The following is a 15,592-nucleotide window of genomic DNA, read 5'->3' as shown; positions in this document are numbered from 1 at the left end:
CACCTCTGCCATCTCGTCGGTCGGCTACACGCCCTGCTCGGGGTCCTGCGGCGGCGCCACGTACCCGGGGGCACCCGGCAGCAGCGGCCCGTAGGCACCCGCCCGGGCCGCCAGCGTCGCCCGCGTCTGCCGCAGCGCCGCCCGGTAGTGCGCGTTCTCCGGGCTCATCGCCACCGCCAACGACAGGTGCTTCGCCGACGCCTCGAAATCACCCAGGCGCGCCGCCGCCACTCCCCAACCGAACTGAGCGTAGTCGTCCGTCGGATCCGCCTGCGCCACCGTCCGGAAGTTCTCCAGTGCCTCCGCGTACGACCCCGCGTCGTACTGCGCCCGGGCCAGCGCCTCCCGGATCGATCTCGACCCCGGCTCCGCCTCCGCCGCCCGCGCCAGCAACTGCACCGCCGCGGCCGGGTGCCGCTGCTCCAGCAGCAGCACCCCTCGCCGGAACCAGTCGTAGACGCCGCCCTCCGGCAGCCCCGCGCCGTCCTCCCCCGCCCCGCCGCCGGGAATGCCCGCCCCACCGTCCGCGCTGTTGCCGTTCAGGTACCCGTGCCCACCCACCATGCCGTACCCCGCTTCCGGTCCCACCGCCCGCGGCCGCCGCGGCCGCGCACATAGTGATCTCTCAACAAGGACTACCCGACTAACATGCCCAAGATGAGCTCACACCGTGCCGAAAGCGGCGCAGAGCCCTCGGCGGGCGGCCCCGGAGACCCCGGCCACGTCGCCACCGCAGGACTGTCCCTGTCCCCGTTCCGGGGCCTGCGCTACGTCCCCGACCGGGTCGGCACGCTGGCCGCCGTCACCTCACCCCCGTACGACGTCGTCGACCCCGACCGCCGCCTCGACCTCGAGACCGCCGACCCGCACAACATCGTGCGCCTCATCCTGCCCCGCCCCGAACCCGAGGACGCCGGCGACCGCCCCGACCGCGACACCCGCTACCGGCACGCCGCCCGCCTCCTCGCCCAGTGGCGCCAGCAGGGCGTCCTCACCGCCGACCCCGTCCCCGCGCTCTACGTCTACGAGCAGCGCCTGCACGGCGACGGCCCCGACACCCTGCAGCGCGGCCTGATCGGCGCCCTCGCCGTCAGCGGACGCGAAGCCGGCGTCGTCCTCCCCCACGAGGACGTCATGCCCCGCCCCGTCGCCGACCGCGTCGGCCTGATGCGCACCACCCGCGCCAACCTCGAACCGCTGCTGCTCACCTACCGCGGCAACGGCGGCGCCGCCGACGTCATCGAGCGCACCGTCCGGCACGAGCCCCTGCTCGCCACCACCACCAGCGACGGCACCGACCACCGGCTGTGGGCCGTCACCGACCCCGCCGACCTCGCCCGGGTCACCCGCGACCTCGCCACCTGCCGCGCCCTCATCGCCGACGGACACCACCGCTGGGAGATGTACCTGCGGCTCCAGCGCGAGCACCGCCACCTCCCCCGCAGCCCCTGGGACCGCGGCCTGGTCCTGCTCGTCGACACCGCCCGCTACCCGCTGGCCGTCCGCGCCATCCACCGCGTCCTCTACCGCCTCCCCCTCGACCGCGCGCTCGCCGCCCTCGGCGACCACTGGCAGGTCAAGGACGTCCCCGGCCCGCTCGACGCCGCCCTGCACGCCCTCGCCGACGCCAAGCGCTCGGACGCCAACGCCTTCCTGCTCACCGCGGGCGACGGCAGCTACCGGCTGCTCAGCGACCCCGACCCGGCCCTCCTCGCCGACACCGTCCGCACCGACCGCCCCGAGGAGTGGCGCCGGCTCGACGCCACCGTGCTCCACGAGACCCTGCTCGACCACACCTGGCGCGTCCCCGACGGCCCCGACGACATCGGCTACCTGCACTCCGCCGAAGCCGCCGAGGCCGAGGCCGCCCGCACCGGCGGCACCGCCGTGCTGCTCCACCCCGTCGAGGAGCGGGTGGTCCGCCGTCTGGCCGAACAGGGCGTCACCATGCCGCGCAAGTCCACCTCCTTCGGCCCCAAGCCCGCCACCGGGCTGGTCCTGCGCTCGCTCGACCTGGGCTGAGGAACGCGAAGAGCCCCGGTACGCGGATGCGTACCGGGGCTCTTCGATCAGTCGCGGATCAGTCGCGGTCGGTGCGCTTCGGCGCCTCGTCCTCGTAGTCCTCGTCGATCTCGACGTCGTCCTCGTCGTAGAACTCCTCGACGTCCTCCTCGTCCTCGAAGATCATCCGGTCGTCGCCGATCTCGTCCTTGGCGATGTGCCGGGCCGGCTTCGCCTCGGTCTCCGCCGCCTCGACGTCGTCGTCCTCGGCGTCCTCGTCGAGCGCGTCCACGAACTCGATGCCGTCGATCTCCGCCAGCCGCTCCGACGCGTTGGTCGAACCGTCGGTGTCCGCCTCCGCCGCCTTCGCGAACCAGTCGCGCGCCTCGTCACCGCGGCCCGCCGCGATCAGCGCCTCCGCGTACGCGTACCGCAGCCGCGCCGTCCACGGGTGCACCGCGCTCGACGCCAGCTCCGGGCTCTGCAGCGTCACCACGGCGGCCTCGAACTGCTCCATGTCGCCGCGGGCACCCGCCGCGACCAGACGCATCTCGACCTGGCCGGCCTTGTCCAGCTGCTTCACCTCGGGCTCACCGGCCATCGCCAGCGCCCGCTCCGGACGGCCCAGACCGCGCTCGCAGTCCGCCATCACCGGCCACAGGTCCACCCGACCCGTCATCCGACGGGCCGCGCGGAACTCCGTCAGCGCCTCCGAGTACCGCTGCGTCACGTACGACGCGAAACCCGCCGCCTCGCGGACGCTCGCGACCCGGGACGCCAGCCGCAGCGCGACGCGCGAGTAGTTGTACGCCTCCTCCGGCTCGGTGTCGAGCAGCCGGGCCACCATCACCAGGTTGCGCGCCACGTCGTCCGCGAGGGTCTTCGGCAGGCTCTTCAGGTCCTGACGGACATCGGCGTCGATCTCGAAGCCGGTCACGTCGTCCGGGATCGGCAGCCGGTGCACCGGCTCGTGACGACGCTCGTCCTGCTGGTCCCGGCGGAACCCGCCACGCTCACCACCGCGGTCGTCCCGGCGGAACCCGCCGCGGTCGCCACCACGGTCGCCACCGTACGAACGTCCACCGCGGTCGCCGCCGCGGTCGTCACGGCGGAACCCGCCACGGTCACCACCGCGGTCATCGCGGCGGAAGCCGCCGCGGTCGCCGCCACGGTCGTCACGGTCACGGCCGTAGCCACCCGACGGACGGTCGTCCCGGCGGAACCCACCGCCCTGCGGACGGTCGCCGTAGGAACGGCCCCCGCGGTCGCCGCCACGGTCATCACGGTCGTCGCGCCGGTACCCGCCCTGCGGACGGTCGTCACGGTTGAAACCGCCCGACGGACGGTCATCGCGGCGGAAGCCGCCGCGGTCGCCGCCACGGTCGTCACGGTCACGGCCGTAACCACCCGACGGACGGTCGTCCCGGCGGAAGCCACCGCCCTGCGGACGGTCGCCGTAGGAACGGCCCCCGCGGTCGCCGCCACGGTCATCACGGTCGTCGCGCCGGTACCCGCCCTGCGGACGGTCGTCACGGTTGAAACCGCCCGACGGACGGTCGTCCCGACGGAACCCACCGCCCTGCGGACGGTCGCCGTAGGAACGGCCACCGCGGTCGTCACGGTCACGGCCGTAACCACCCGACGGACGGTCGTCCCGACGGAAGCCGCCACCCTGCGGACGGTCGTCCCGACGCGGGCGGTCGTCACGGTTGAAACCGCCGCCCTGCGGGCGGTCACCGTAGGAGCGCCCGCCGCGGTCGTCACGGTCGTCGCGGCGGAAGCCGCCACCCTGCGGACGGTCACCGTAGGAACGGCCCCCACGGTCGCCGCCACGGTCGTCACGGTTGAAACCGCCCGACGGACGGTCGTCCCGACGGAAGCCGCCACCCTGCGGACGATCCCCACCGCGGTAGCCACCACCCTGCGGACGGTCGCCGTAGGAACGGCCGCCGCGGTCGTCACGGTCGTCGCGGCGGAAGCCGCCACCCTGCGGACGGTCACCGTAGGAACGGCCCCCACGGTCGCCGCCACGGTCGTCACGGTTGAAACCGCCCGACGGACGGTCGTCCCGACGGAAACCGCCACCCTGCGGACGATCCCCACCGCGGTAGCCACCACCCTGCGGACGGTCACCGTAGGAACGGCCCCCACGGTCGCCCCCGCGGTCGTCACGGTCGCGGCCGTAGCCGCCCGAGGGGCGGTCGTCCCGACGGAAGCCACCGCCCTGCGGACGGTCACCCCCACGGTCGTCGCGACGGAAGCCACCACGCTCTCCGCCGCGGTCGTCGCGACGGAAACCGCCCTCGCCCCGGTCGTCCCGGCGCGGGCCGCGATCGTTGGGCCCGCCCCCACGACGGGGCTCGTAACCGCGGCCCCCGTCCGATCGACGCTCGGGACGGTCCTGGGACGGGTTAGACATGCTGGTGACTCCTGTCTGCTGCTACAAGCTGTGGCGCCAGCGACCGTCGGTCGGTCCCAGCGCGTCCGGGCCGCCGGCCCCATGGCCGCGCGCCCACCTCATCCATTGTCCGGCATCCGCTGTGGTCCGGCCCCTGCAAGCAGAGGCCGGCACCGCCTCGGAGCGGTGGTACTACCAACAAAAAAGACCGAGGCCCCCAGCGAAATCGCTGGGGGCCTCGGTCTTTGAATGATTGTTCGGCGGCGTCCTACTCTCCCACAGGGTCCCCCCTGCAGTACCATCGGCGCTGTGAGGCTTAGCTTCCGGGTTCGGAATGTAACCGGGCGTTTCCCTCACGCTATGACCACCGAAACCCTATCGGGTATTCAGCGAACACACTTTTCAGTTGATAAGTGATGTTACTTGTTCGCCGGATATAGCTGTTCGCTACCCGGGAACCACACAGTGAACGCGAGCGTCTGAGGACAAGCCCTCGGCCTATTAGTACCGGTCAACTCCACCCCTTGCGGGGCTTCCATATCCGGCCTATCAACCCAGTCGTCTACTGGGAGCCTTACCCTCTCAAGGAGGTGGGAGTGCTCATCTCGAAGCAGGCTTCCCGCTTAGATGCTTTCAGCGGTTATCCCTCCCGAACGTAGCCAACCAGCCATGCCCTTGGCAGGACAACTGGCACACCAGAGGTTCGTCCGTCCCGGTCCTCTCGTACTAGGGACAGCCCTTCTCAACACTCCTACGCGCACAGCGGATAGGGACCGAACTGTCTCACGACGTTCTAAACCCAGCTCGCGTACCGCTTTAATGGGCGAACAGCCCAACCCTTGGGACCTACTCCAGCCCCAGGATGCGACGAGCCGACATCGAGGTGCCAAACCATCCCGTCGATATGGACTCTTGGGGAAGATCAGCCTGTTATCCCCGGGGTACCTTTTATCCGTTGAGCGACGGCGCTTCCACAAGCCACCGCCGGATCACTAGTCCCTACTTTCGTACCTGCTCGACCCGTCGGTCTCACAGTCAAGCTCCCTTGTGCACTTACACTCAACACCTGATTGCCAACCAGGCTGAGGGAACCTTTGGGCGCCTCCGTTACCCTTTAGGAGGCAACCGCCCCAGTTAAACTACCCACCAGACACTGTCCCTGATCCGGATCACGGACCCAGGTTAGACATCCAGCACGACCAGAGTGGTATTTCAACGACGACTCCACCATGACTGGCGTCACGGATTCACAGTCTCCCACCTATCCTACACAAGCCGAACCGAACACCAATATCAAGCTATAGTAAAGGTCCCGGGGTCTTTCCGTCCTGCTGCGCGAAACGAGCATCTTTACTCGTAATGCAATTTCACCGGGCCTGTGGTTGAGACAGTCGAGAAGTCGTTACGCCATTCGTGCAGGTCGGAACTTACCCGACAAGGAATTTCGCTACCTTAGGATGGTTATAGTTACCACCGCCGTTTACTGGCGCTTAAGTTCTCAGCTTCGCCCGACCGAAATCGGACTAACCGGTCCCCTTAACGTTCCAGCACCGGGCAGGCGTCAGTCCGTATACATCGCCTTACGGCTTCGCACGGACCTGTGTTTTTAGTAAACAGTCGCTTCTCGCTGGTCTCTGCGGCCACCACCAGCTCAGGGAGCACGTCCCCTCACCAGCCGTGGCCCCCCTTCTCCCGAAGTTACGGGGGCATTTTGCCGAGTTCCTTAACCACAGTTCACCCGAACGCCTCGGTATTCTCTACCTGACCACCTGAGTCGGTTTGGGGTACGGGCCGCCATGAAACTCGCTAGAGGCTTTTCTCGACAGCATAGGATCATCCACTTCACCACAATCGGCTCGGCATCAGGTCTCAGGCTCATGTTGTGCGGATTTGCCTACACAACGCCCTACACCCTTACCCCGGGACTACCACCGCCCGGGCTGGACTACCTTCCTGCGTCACCCCATCGCTCACCTACTACAGACTTGGACCGGCGGCTCCACCACGTCCCATCGTCCGAAGACTCCGGGCCGGCTTCACGGCCTTAGCATCACCTGGTTCGACGTTGGCGCTTCAAAGCGGGTACGGGAATATCAACCCGTTGTCCATCGACTACGCCTGTCGGCCTCGCCTTAGGTCCCGACTTACCCTGGGCAGATCAGCTTGACCCAGGAACCCTTGGTCAATCGGCGCAAGAGTTTCCCACTCTTGTATCGCTACTCATGCCTGCATTCTCACTCGTGAACCGTCCACAACTGGATTCCTCCGCTGCTTCACCCGGCACACGACGCTCCCCTACCCATCACAGCAGGCGTTGGCCCTCTTGCTGCAATGACACGACTTCGGTGGTGTACTTGAGCCCCGCTACATTGTCGGCGCGGAATCACTTGACCAGTGAGCTATTACGCACTCTTTCAAGGGTGGCTGCTTCTAAGCCAACCTCCTGGTTGTCTCTGCGACTCCACATCCTTTCCCACTTAGCACACGCTTAGGGACCTTAGTCGGTGTTCTGGGCTGTTTCCCTCTCGACCATGGAGCTTATCCCCCACAGTCTCACTGCCGCGCTCTCACTTACCGGCATTCGGAGTTTGGCTAAGGTCAGTAACCCGGTGAGGCCCATCGCCTATCCAGTGCTCTACCTCCGGCAAGAAACACGCGACGCTGCACCTAAATGCATTTCGGGGAGAACCAGCTATCACGGAGTTTGATTGGCCTTTCACCCCTAACCACAGGTCATCCCCCAGGTTTTCAACCCTGGTGGGTTCGGTCCTCCACGCGGTCTTACCCGCGCTTCAACCTGCCCATGGCTAGATCACTCCGCTTCGGGTCTTGGGCATGCAACTGTATCGCCCTGTTCGGACTCGCTTTCGCTACGGCTACCCCACACGGGTTAACCTCGCTACACACCGCAAACTCGCAGGCTCATTCTTCAAAAGGCACGCAGTCACAGCCCGAAGGCTGCCCCCACGGCTTGTAGGCACACGGTTTCAGGTACTATTTCACTCCGCTCCCGCGGTACTTTTCACCATTCCCTCACGGTACTATCCGCTATCGGTCACCAGGGAATATTTAGGCTTAGCGGGTGGTCCCGCCAGATTCACACGGGATTTCTCGGGCCCCGTGCTACTTGGGTGTTCTTCAAGCGAGCCGTACAGATTTCGCCTACGGGGGTCTTACCCTCTACGCCGGACCTTTCGCATGTCCTTCGACTATCCATACGGTTTCTGACTCGCCGACCGGCCGGCAGACCGATCAAGAAAAAACCCACGACCCCGTCACGGCAACCCCTGCCGGGTCTCACACCATGACGGTTTAGCCTCATCCGGTTTCGCTCGCCACTACTCCCGGAATCACGGTTGTTTTCTCTTCCTGCGGGTACTGAGATGTTTCACTTCCCCGCGTTCCCTCCACATACCCTATGTGTTCAGGTATGGGTGACAGCCCATGACGACTGCCGGGTTTCCCCATTCGGACACCCCCGGATCAAAGCTCGGTTGACAGCTCCCCGGGGCCTATCGCGGCCTCCCACGTCCTTCATCGGTTCCTGGTGCCAAGGCATCCACCGTGCGCCCTTAAAAACTTGGCCACAGATGCTCGCGTCCACTGTGCAGTTCTCAAACAACGACCAGACACCCACCCTCGAATGCCCTGAAGCACCCTCAAGTGAGACCGGCACTGAGACAACGTTTCCGTTCCCTCAGGACCCAACAACGTGCCCGACACACCAAGCGGTGATCCACGTTCCACGCCGAAGCAGTACTAGTGATCCCTACCGTGTGTGCCGAATAGTCAACGTTCCACCCATGAGCAACCGTGCGAGACATTCGCTCGCAACCGGCCATGTGCTCCTTAGAAAGGAGGTGATCCAGCCGCACCTTCCGGTACGGCTACCTTGTTACGACTTCGTCCCAATCGCTGGTCCCACCTTCGACGGCTCCCTCCCAAGGGTTAGGCCACCGGCTTCGGGTGTTACCGACTTTCGTGACGTGACGGGCGGTGTGTACAAGGCCCGGGAACGTATTCACCGCAGCATGCTGATCTGCGATTACTAGCAACTCCAACTTCATGGGGTCGAGTTGCAGACCCCAATCCGAACTGAGGCCGGCTTTTTGGGATTCGCTCCGCCTCGCGGCATCGCAGCCCTTTGTACCGACCATTGTAGCACGTGTGCAGCCCAAGACATAAGGGGCATGATGATTTGACGTCGTCCCCACCTTCCTCCGAGTTGACCCCGGCAGTCTCCTGTGAGTCCCCATCACCCCGAAAGGCATGCTGGCAACACAGAACAAGGGTTGCGCTCGTTGCGGGACTTAACCCAACATCTCACGACACGAGCTGACGACAACCATGCACCACCTGTACACCGACCACAAGGGGGCGCCCATCTCTGGACGTTTCCGGCGTATGTCAAGCCTTGGTAAGGTTCTTCGCGTTGCGTCGAATTAAGCCACATGCTCCGCTGCTTGTGCGGGCCCCCGTCAATTCCTTTGAGTTTTAGCCTTGCGGCCGTACTCCCCAGGCGGGGAACTTAATGCGTTAGCTGCGGCACCGACGACGTGGAATGTCGCCAACACCTAGTTCCCAACGTTTACGGCGTGGACTACCAGGGTATCTAATCCTGTTCGCTCCCCACGCTTTCGCTCCTCAGCGTCAGTAATGGGCCAGAGATCCGCCTTCGCCACCGGTGTTCCTCCTGATATCTGCGCATTTCACCGCTACACCAGGAATTCCGATCTCCCCTACCACACTCTAGCCTGCCCGTATCGAATGCAGACCCGGGGTTAAGCCCCGGGCTTTCACATCCGACGCGACAGGCCGCCTACGAGCTCTTTACGCCCAATAATTCCGGACAACGCTCGCACCCTACGTATTACCGCGGCTGCTGGCACGTAGTTAGCCGGTGCTTCTTCTGCAGGTACCGTCACTTGCGCTTCTTCCCTGCTGAAAGAGGTTTACAACCCGAAGGCCGTCATCCCTCACGCGGCGTCGCTGCATCAGGCTTTCGCCCATTGTGCAATATTCCCCACTGCTGCCTCCCGTAGGAGTCTGGGCCGTGTCTCAGTCCCAGTGTGGCCGGTCGCCCTCTCAGGCCGGCTACCCGTCGTCGCCTTGGTAGGCCATTACCCCACCAACAAGCTGATAGGCCGCGGGATCATCCTGCACCGCCGGAGCTTTCCACCAACCCCCATGCAGAGGAAGGTCATATCCGGTATTAGACCTCGTTTCCAAGGCTTGTCCCGGAGTGCAGGGCAGATTTCCCACGTGTTACTCACCCGTTCGCCACTGATCCACCCCGAAGGGCTTCACCGTTCGACTTGCATGTGTTAAGCACGCCGCCAGCGTTCGTCCTGAGCCAGGATCAAACTCTCCGTGAATGCTTTCACGAAAGAGCGGCACGGCAACCACCGGAATAAGGCGGCCCCGCGCACTGCGTCCTCGCTAGTGTTACTTCAAAAGGAATCTCCAACCCCAGAAGAATCCGGGGCCGGGGATGTCAACATATCTGGCGTTGACTTTTGGCACGCTGTTGAGTTCTCAAGGAACGGACACTTCCTTCGGACCGCCTTCCAGCGGGCCCTCCGGGCGCTTCGTTCTTTCGTGTTTCCAGCTTATCAGATGCTTTCCGCTCCGTTTTCCGGAGTTTCGATCCGATTTGCTTTTGCCTTTCGGCGCTCCCGAACTCTAGCAGAGTTTTCCGGTCGCATTTCCCGCTCGAATTTTCGAATGGGGGCGCGACGAATCGATCGTCAGGGTTTGGGGGGTTCCGCCTTCCGGCCTCAGCCGGTTCAGGCGACTCGGACTACGTTAGGTCACCGTCACGGTCGAGTCAAACGCGACAGGCCGGATCTGGCTGGATCCGGCCTGTCGTTCGTGGTGCGGCACGTCAACTGGGGTGTGTTTTCGGCCGACTGACATGCCGTCCGTCGTCGAAAACCGGTTGCGGCGTCAGCCTGCGGTCACCTCGACCGCGGCGAGGTTGCGCTTGCCGCGGCGCAGGACCAGCCACCGACCGTGCAGGAGGTCGTCCGCGGTGGGGGCGGCCTCCTCGTCGGTGACCTTGGTGTTGTTGAGGTAGGCGCCGCCTTCCTTGATGGTGCGGCGGGCGCCGGAGCGGCTGGGGGCGAGACCGCTCTCGACCAGGAGGTCGACGATCGGGAGCAGTTCGGCGACGGTGGCCTTGGGGACCTCGGCGAGGGCGGCGGCCAGGGTGGCCGGCTCCAGGTCGGCGAGGTCGCCCTGGCCGAAGAGTGCCTTGGAGGCGGCGACGGCGCGCTCGTACTGCTCGGCACCGTGGACGAGGGTGGTGAGCTCCTCGGCGAGGGCTCGCTGGGCGAGGCGGGCGGCGGGGCGCTCGGCGGTCTCGCGCTCCAGCTCCTCGATCTCCTCGCGGGACTTGAAGGAGAAGATCCGCAGGAAGTTGGAGACGTCGCGGTCGTCCGCGTTCAGCCAGAACTGGTAGAAGGCGTACGGGGTGGTCAGCTCGGGGTCGAGCCAGACCGTGCCGGACTCGGTCTTGCCGAACTTGGTGCCGTCCGCCTTGACGATCAGCGGGGTGGCGAGCGCGTGCACGGACTTGCCGTCGGCCTTGCGGATCAGGTCGGTGCCGGCGGTGAGGTTGCCCCACTGGTCGCTGCCGCCGGTCTGCAGGGTGCAGTTGTAGCGGCGGTTCAGCTCCAGGAAGTCCATGCCCTGGAGGATCTGGTAGCTGAACTCGGTGTAGCTGATGCCGGCGTCGGAGTTGAGCCGTCGGGCGACGGCCTCCTTGGCGATCATGTTGTTGACCCGGAAGTACTTGCCGACGTCGCGCAGCAGGCTGATCGCCGACATGCCGGACGTCCAGTCCAGGTTGTTGACCATGCGGGCCGCGTGGTCGCCCTCGAAGTCGAGGAAGCGGGAGATCTGGCCGCGCAGGCGGTCGACCCAGGCCGCGACGGTCTCGGGGTCGTTGAGGACGCGCTCGGCGGTGGGCTTGGGGTCGCCGATCAGGCCGGTGGCCCCGCCGACCAGGCCGAGCGGGAGGTTCCCGGCCTGCTGGAGACGGCGCATGGTGAGGATCTGCACCAGGTTGCCGAGGTGCAGGCTGGGGGCGGTCGGGTCGAAGCCGCAATAGAACGTGACCGGGCCGTCCGCGAACGCCTTGCGCAGTGCGTCCTCGTCGGTGGACAGGGCGATCAGCCCGCGCCACCGCAGCTCGTCGACGATGTCGGTCACGGTCCCGCGTCTCCTTCGGTCGGGGTGTCCGGTGGCGTGGTCGGCCCGGTCCTTCGGGCCCGCCGCCTGGACGAGTCCAGCGGGGTAGAGCCTACGCGCTCCGGGCCAGCGGGTTTTCGTGCAGCCCGGTGGCCGGACGGAAATTCCGTTGTTCAGCCTCGCCCGCGCGTTCACAGTGGTCCCACCGCCGTGCGGCGGGGAGGTGTGGTCTGGAGGTGGCCCGGAATGCGCAACACGCTGGTACTGAACGCGAGCTACGAACCGCTGACGACGGTGTCGCTGAAGCGTGCCGTGGTCCTGGTGCTCCAGGACAAGGCCGTGGTCGAGCACGCCCATCCGCTGAGCGTGGTGCGCGGTACGGGGGTTTCGCTTCCGGTGCCCCGGGTGATCAGGCTGAACCGGTACGTGCGGGTGCCGTTCCGACAACACGCGCCGTGGTCGCGGCGCGGGGTGCTGGTCAGGGACCAGCACCGTTGTGCGTACTGCGGGCGGCGGGCGACCACCGTCGACCACCTGCAGCCGAGGTCGCGGGGTGGTTCGGACAGCTGGCTGAACACCGTGGCCGCGTGCGCGGAGGACAACCAGCGCAAGGCGGACCGGACACCGGAGCAGGCGGGGATGAAGCTGCTCAGCCGCCCGTTCGAGCCGACTCCGGAGGCCACGCTGATGATGGCGCTGGGACTGAAGGAGAAGGACCTCGGCGAGCTGGCGGCCTGGCTGCCGGCCACCGCCTGAGGACCGTACCCAGGCCAGTGGGCCCGACCTGCACAGGGGACAGGTCGGGCCCACTTCGTGTCCGGCCGGGCTCAGCCCTTGCTGGAGAAGGCGGTGGCGGTGCCGAAGTTGGTCGAGTGCTCGGGCACCGAGACCACCTTGCCGCCGCCGCTGAGCAGCCGGCCCGCCGAGAGCTGGGAGCCGGTGCCGCGCTGGAACGCGCCGCCCTGGGTCTCCTGGCCGCCGGTGAGGGCGAAGCGGCTGATGTGCGCGGGTTGGTCGACCCGCTCGTCGACGGCGAGCAGCAGTCCGCCGCCGTCGAGGCCGACCGGGCGGGCCTTGCCCTTCTCGGCGACCGGGGTCTTCCACAGCGGCTTGCCGGTCGTCAGGTCGTACGCGGCGACGGCGCCGGTGGTGCCCTCGGGCGAGGTGATGGCGGCCAGCAGGGTGTGCTCGTGGAAGTAGACCCCGGGGATCGCGTCGAAGCTGCCGCGGGCCGCGTCGAGCCGGCCGCCGTCGACGGCGACGGGGATCTCGGCCGCGGGGTCGCCGTCGGTGCCCCAGGCGAAGATCCGGTCGTCGCCGGGCTGGGCGCCGGTGGTGAGGACGGCGGCCGGCTCGGCGGAGAGCACGGTGACGGTCTTGGGCTGGTTGTTCAGCCCGCGCCACCACCTGACCTTGCCGTCGGCCGCGTTGAGGGCGACCGCCTGGTCGACCGGCGAGGAGTCGGCGCAGCTGCTGTGCAGCAGGACGGTCTTGCCGCTCGCGTTCCCGGCGAGCGTGCAGTACTTGCCCTGGCCGGCGTACTGCCAGAGGTCCTTGCCGTCGGCTGCGGCCCAGGCGGCGGCCTTGTCGTCGCCGACGGCGAACACCGCCTCGTCGGTGACGGCGACGTGGGCGCCGTAGTTCTCCTTGATGTCGGAGAGGGTCTTGGTCCAGGTGGTCTTGCCGGCCTTGGTGTCGACGGCGGCGACGACCGTGCAGGGGCTCTTGGGGTCGGCGGCCGGACGGAAGACGGCCGCGCCGAGGCCGGCCGCGTTGACGGTCGGCGAGAGTCCGCAGGGGACGGCGCCGGCGGCGGGCGGGGCGAGCGTCCAGGTGGGCTTGCCGTCGGCGAGGCTGTAGGCGCGGACGCCGGTGGCGTCGGCGCGGACGACGGCGTCGGCCAGCAGCCAGCTGCCGGTGAGGGTGTCGTCGGTGCCGGCGGCGGGTGCCTCGGCGGGGGTGGCGGTCCAGGCCTTGTCGTGGGCGACCGCGATGTTCTGGGTGACGGGGCCGGTGTCGCCGGTGGCGGCGGGCTTCTCGTCGTCGCCGGTGGCGAGGACGCCCGCGGTGACCAGGACGGCGAGGGCGGCGACGCCGGCCCCGGCCCGGATCGCGAAGGCGCGGCGGCTGGGGGCTCCGTCGCCGGAGACCACGGCCCCGGCCGCGGCCTTGGCGCGCCCGAGCAGCGAGTCGGCCCGGCCGGCGGGGCGCTCGTCCGGTGCGTCGTCCGGTCCGTCCTCGCCGCGGGGCGTGACGGTGTAGGGGGAGAGCGTGGCCTGCTGCTCGGCGGCGAGCGGCTCGGCGGGGGCCTCCGGCTGCTGCGGGAGGTACGCGGTGTGGGCCTGCTGTTCGGTGTCGGGTGCGGTGTGGGCCTGCTGCTCGGTGTACGCGTACTGCTCGGTGCCGGGCTGGGCGTAGAGCTGCTGGTCGCTGCCGGGCTGGGCGTAGAGCTGCTGCTGGTCGTACCCGGCGGCGTAGCCCTCGGGGTAACCGGTGGCGGGGTATCCGGTGGCGGCGGGCTGCTGGTAGCCGTACGCGTCCTGCTGGTACTGCGGGTCGGGCTGTTGCTGGTAGGCGCCGTTCCAGGTCTCGGCGGGCGGCTCCGGCGGCTGCTGGGGGTACCAGGGCTGCTGGTAGTCGTACCCCTGCTGCGGGTACCCCTGGCCGGAGGTCGAGGAGGGTTCCTGAGCCATGCGTTCCGTCCGTCCGACTGCTTCTGGCAAGCTGCCAGCATCTCATGGCGTCGTGGTGGCCAGGGTCCGGTCGATGAAGCCGGCGAGCTGGAGGTCGAGCGGCGTGAGGCCGCCCGCGCTGTGGGTGGAGAGGACGAACCGCAGGGTGCGCCAGCGGATGTCGATGTCCGGGTGGTGGTCGAGCCGTTCGGCTTCGGCGGCGACGGCGTCGACCACCCGGATCGCGGTGGGGAAGCTCGCGGTCTCGGCGGTGCGGGCGATCGAGTCGCCCTCGCGCTGCCAGTCGGGCAGGTCGGCCAGCCCGGCGGTGATCTGGTCCTCGGTCAGTCGGTCGCGACTCATGCTGGTCTCCCGGTCGGGTGGCGGCGGTGCGTCCGTCCGAAGCATAGGAACGCGGCGGGGTCCGGGCGACGCGACACCTCGCGGGTGGGCTGATCCGGGGTCAGAACGGGTCAGAAGAAGAGCAGGCGGGTGACGGCGGCGAGGCCGACGACCACGATGACCGCGCGCAGCACGGTCGGCGGGAGCCGCCGGCCGAGCCGGGCGCCGATGACGCCGCCGGCGGCGGAGCCGAGGGCGATCAGGACGACCGCGGTCCAGTCGATGGTGGAGGTGAAGAGGAAGAAGATCGCGGCGACGCCGTTGGCGATCAGTGCGAGGACGTTCTTGGTGGCATTGATCCGCTGCAGGTCGTCGGCGAGCAGCATGCCCATGATGGCGAGCAGCAGGACGCCCTGGGCGGCGCCGAAGTAGCCGCCGTACACGCCGGTCAGGCCGACCGCGGCGATCAGCAGCGGGCCGCCGTCGGCAGACCCGGTGGAGCGGCCGGCGGCGCGGCGGGCGGCCATCGCGCGGGCGACGCGCGGCTGGATGACGACCAGGACCAGGGCGATCACGATCAGCACCGGGACGATGGCGGCGAAGGCCTTGCCGGGCAGGGCGATCAGCAGGACGGCGCCGATCAGCGCGCCGATCATCGAGGCGGTGCCGAGGCGGAGCAGGCGGCGGCGCTGGCCGACCAGTTCGGCGCGGTAGCCGAGGGCGCCGAAGAGCGAGCCGGGGACCAGGCCGAAGGTGTTGGAGACGTTGGCGGTGACCGGGGGAAGGCCGACGGCCAGCAGTACGGGGAAGGTGATCAGGGTGCCGGAGCCGACGATGGTGTTGATGGTGCCTGCGGCGACGCCGGCCAGCAGGACGGCGATCCCCTCCCAGAGCGTCATGCGTGAATACCTCCATCGGTCCTGTCGCGCCACGTGGATCATGCCGGAAGGCGGGCCCCGTGGGCCAGTGGCATCCAGGATCCGGAACG

The 15,592-nt window shown here is 67.8% G+C and carries 8 protein-coding genes, 3 rRNA genes and 1 pseudogene; 2 read left to right on the top strand and 10 right to left on the bottom strand.

The genetic code is table 11. The features are described 5' to 3' along the window. Positions 1 to 24: 24 nt before the first annotated feature. The gene (locus ABEB06_RS27455; protein ID WP_345699567.1) at positions 25 to 564 is read right to left on the bottom strand and encodes a tetratricopeptide repeat protein; all 540 of its coding nucleotides are present in this window, start codon (positions 562 to 564) and stop codon (positions 25 to 27) included. A 93-nt stretch (positions 565 to 657) separates the two neighbouring features. On the opposite strand from ABEB06_RS27455, the gene ABEB06_RS27450 reads away from it, so the two are divergent. After that, positions 658 to 2,022 (top strand): DUF1015 family protein, encoded by a 1,365-nt coding sequence (locus ABEB06_RS27450; RefSeq protein WP_345699566.1) that lies wholly within the window; start codon positions 658 to 660, stop codon positions 2,020 to 2,022. 58 nt (positions 2,023 to 2,080) lie between these two features. Here ABEB06_RS27450 and ABEB06_RS27445 read toward each other — a convergent pair whose 3' ends face one another. The 6 genes and pseudogenes from ABEB06_RS27445 to tyrS form a co-directional block, all read right to left on the bottom strand. Beyond that, on the bottom strand, positions 2,081 to 2,965 hold the full coding sequence (locus ABEB06_RS27445) for a tetratricopeptide repeat protein (RefSeq protein WP_345702005.1): 885 nt from the start codon (positions 2,963 to 2,965) through the stop codon (positions 2,081 to 2,083). A 15-nt stretch (positions 2,966 to 2,980) separates the two neighbouring features. Further along, positions 2,981 to 3,886 (bottom strand): annotated as a pseudogene (locus tag ABEB06_RS39415) (hypothetical protein); the annotation flags it as partial. Positions 3,887 to 4,654: 768 nt separating this feature from the next. Beyond that, positions 4,655 to 4,771: ribosomal RNA gene (rrf, locus tag ABEB06_RS27435) — 5S ribosomal RNA — on the bottom strand. Positions 4,772 to 4,880: 109 nt separating this feature from the next. Then, positions 4,881 to 7,985: ribosomal RNA gene (locus ABEB06_RS27430) — 23S ribosomal RNA — on the bottom strand. A 267-nt stretch (positions 7,986 to 8,252) separates the two neighbouring features. Next, positions 8,253 to 9,774, bottom strand: a 16S ribosomal RNA gene (locus ABEB06_RS27425). The 16S, 23S and 5S rRNA genes sit together here, the layout of an rRNA operon. A gap of 571 nt (positions 9,775 to 10,345) precedes the next feature. Continuing rightward, positions 10,346 to 11,611 (bottom strand): tyrosine--tRNA ligase, encoded by a 1,266-nt coding sequence (gene tyrS / locus ABEB06_RS27420; RefSeq protein WP_345699565.1) that lies wholly within the window; start codon positions 11,609 to 11,611, stop codon positions 10,346 to 10,348. Between the two features lie 225 nt (positions 11,612 to 11,836). Between tyrS and ABEB06_RS27415 the strand changes: the two genes are divergently transcribed. Continuing rightward, the gene (locus tag ABEB06_RS27415; protein WP_345699564.1) at positions 11,837 to 12,346 is read left to right on the top strand and encodes an HNH endonuclease; all 510 of its coding nucleotides are present in this window, start codon (positions 11,837 to 11,839) and stop codon (positions 12,344 to 12,346) included. A 71-nt stretch (positions 12,347 to 12,417) separates the two neighbouring features. On the opposite strand, the gene ABEB06_RS27410 is transcribed toward ABEB06_RS27415, so the two are convergent. The 3 genes from ABEB06_RS27410 to ABEB06_RS27400 form a co-directional block, all read right to left on the bottom strand. Next, a complete protein-coding gene (locus ABEB06_RS27410; RefSeq protein ID WP_345699563.1) occupies positions 12,418 to 14,283 on the bottom strand; it encodes an outer membrane protein assembly factor BamB family protein in 1,866 nt (621 codons plus the stop codon). A 42-nt stretch (positions 14,284 to 14,325) separates the two neighbouring features. Beyond that, positions 14,326 to 14,625, bottom strand: a complete 300-nt coding sequence (locus ABEB06_RS27405) for a 4a-hydroxytetrahydrobiopterin dehydratase (protein ID WP_345699562.1) — start codon at positions 14,623 to 14,625, stop codon at positions 14,326 to 14,328. Positions 14,626 to 14,735: 110 nt separating this feature from the next. Further along, positions 14,736 to 15,503: a sulfite exporter TauE/SafE family protein gene (locus ABEB06_RS27400; protein WP_345699561.1), complete on the bottom strand. Its 768-nt coding sequence runs from the start codon at positions 15,501 to 15,503 to the stop codon at positions 14,736 to 14,738. Positions 15,504 to 15,592: the final 89 nt, after the last annotated feature.

The sequence above is a fragment of the Kitasatospora terrestris genome, from assembly GCF_039542905.1.
GTDB classification, from domain to species: Bacteria; Actinomycetota; Actinomycetes; order Streptomycetales; family Streptomycetaceae; genus Kitasatospora; species Kitasatospora terrestris.
Note: the sequence above shows the minus strand (reverse complement) of the source record. Positions and strands in the feature narration are given on the sequence as shown.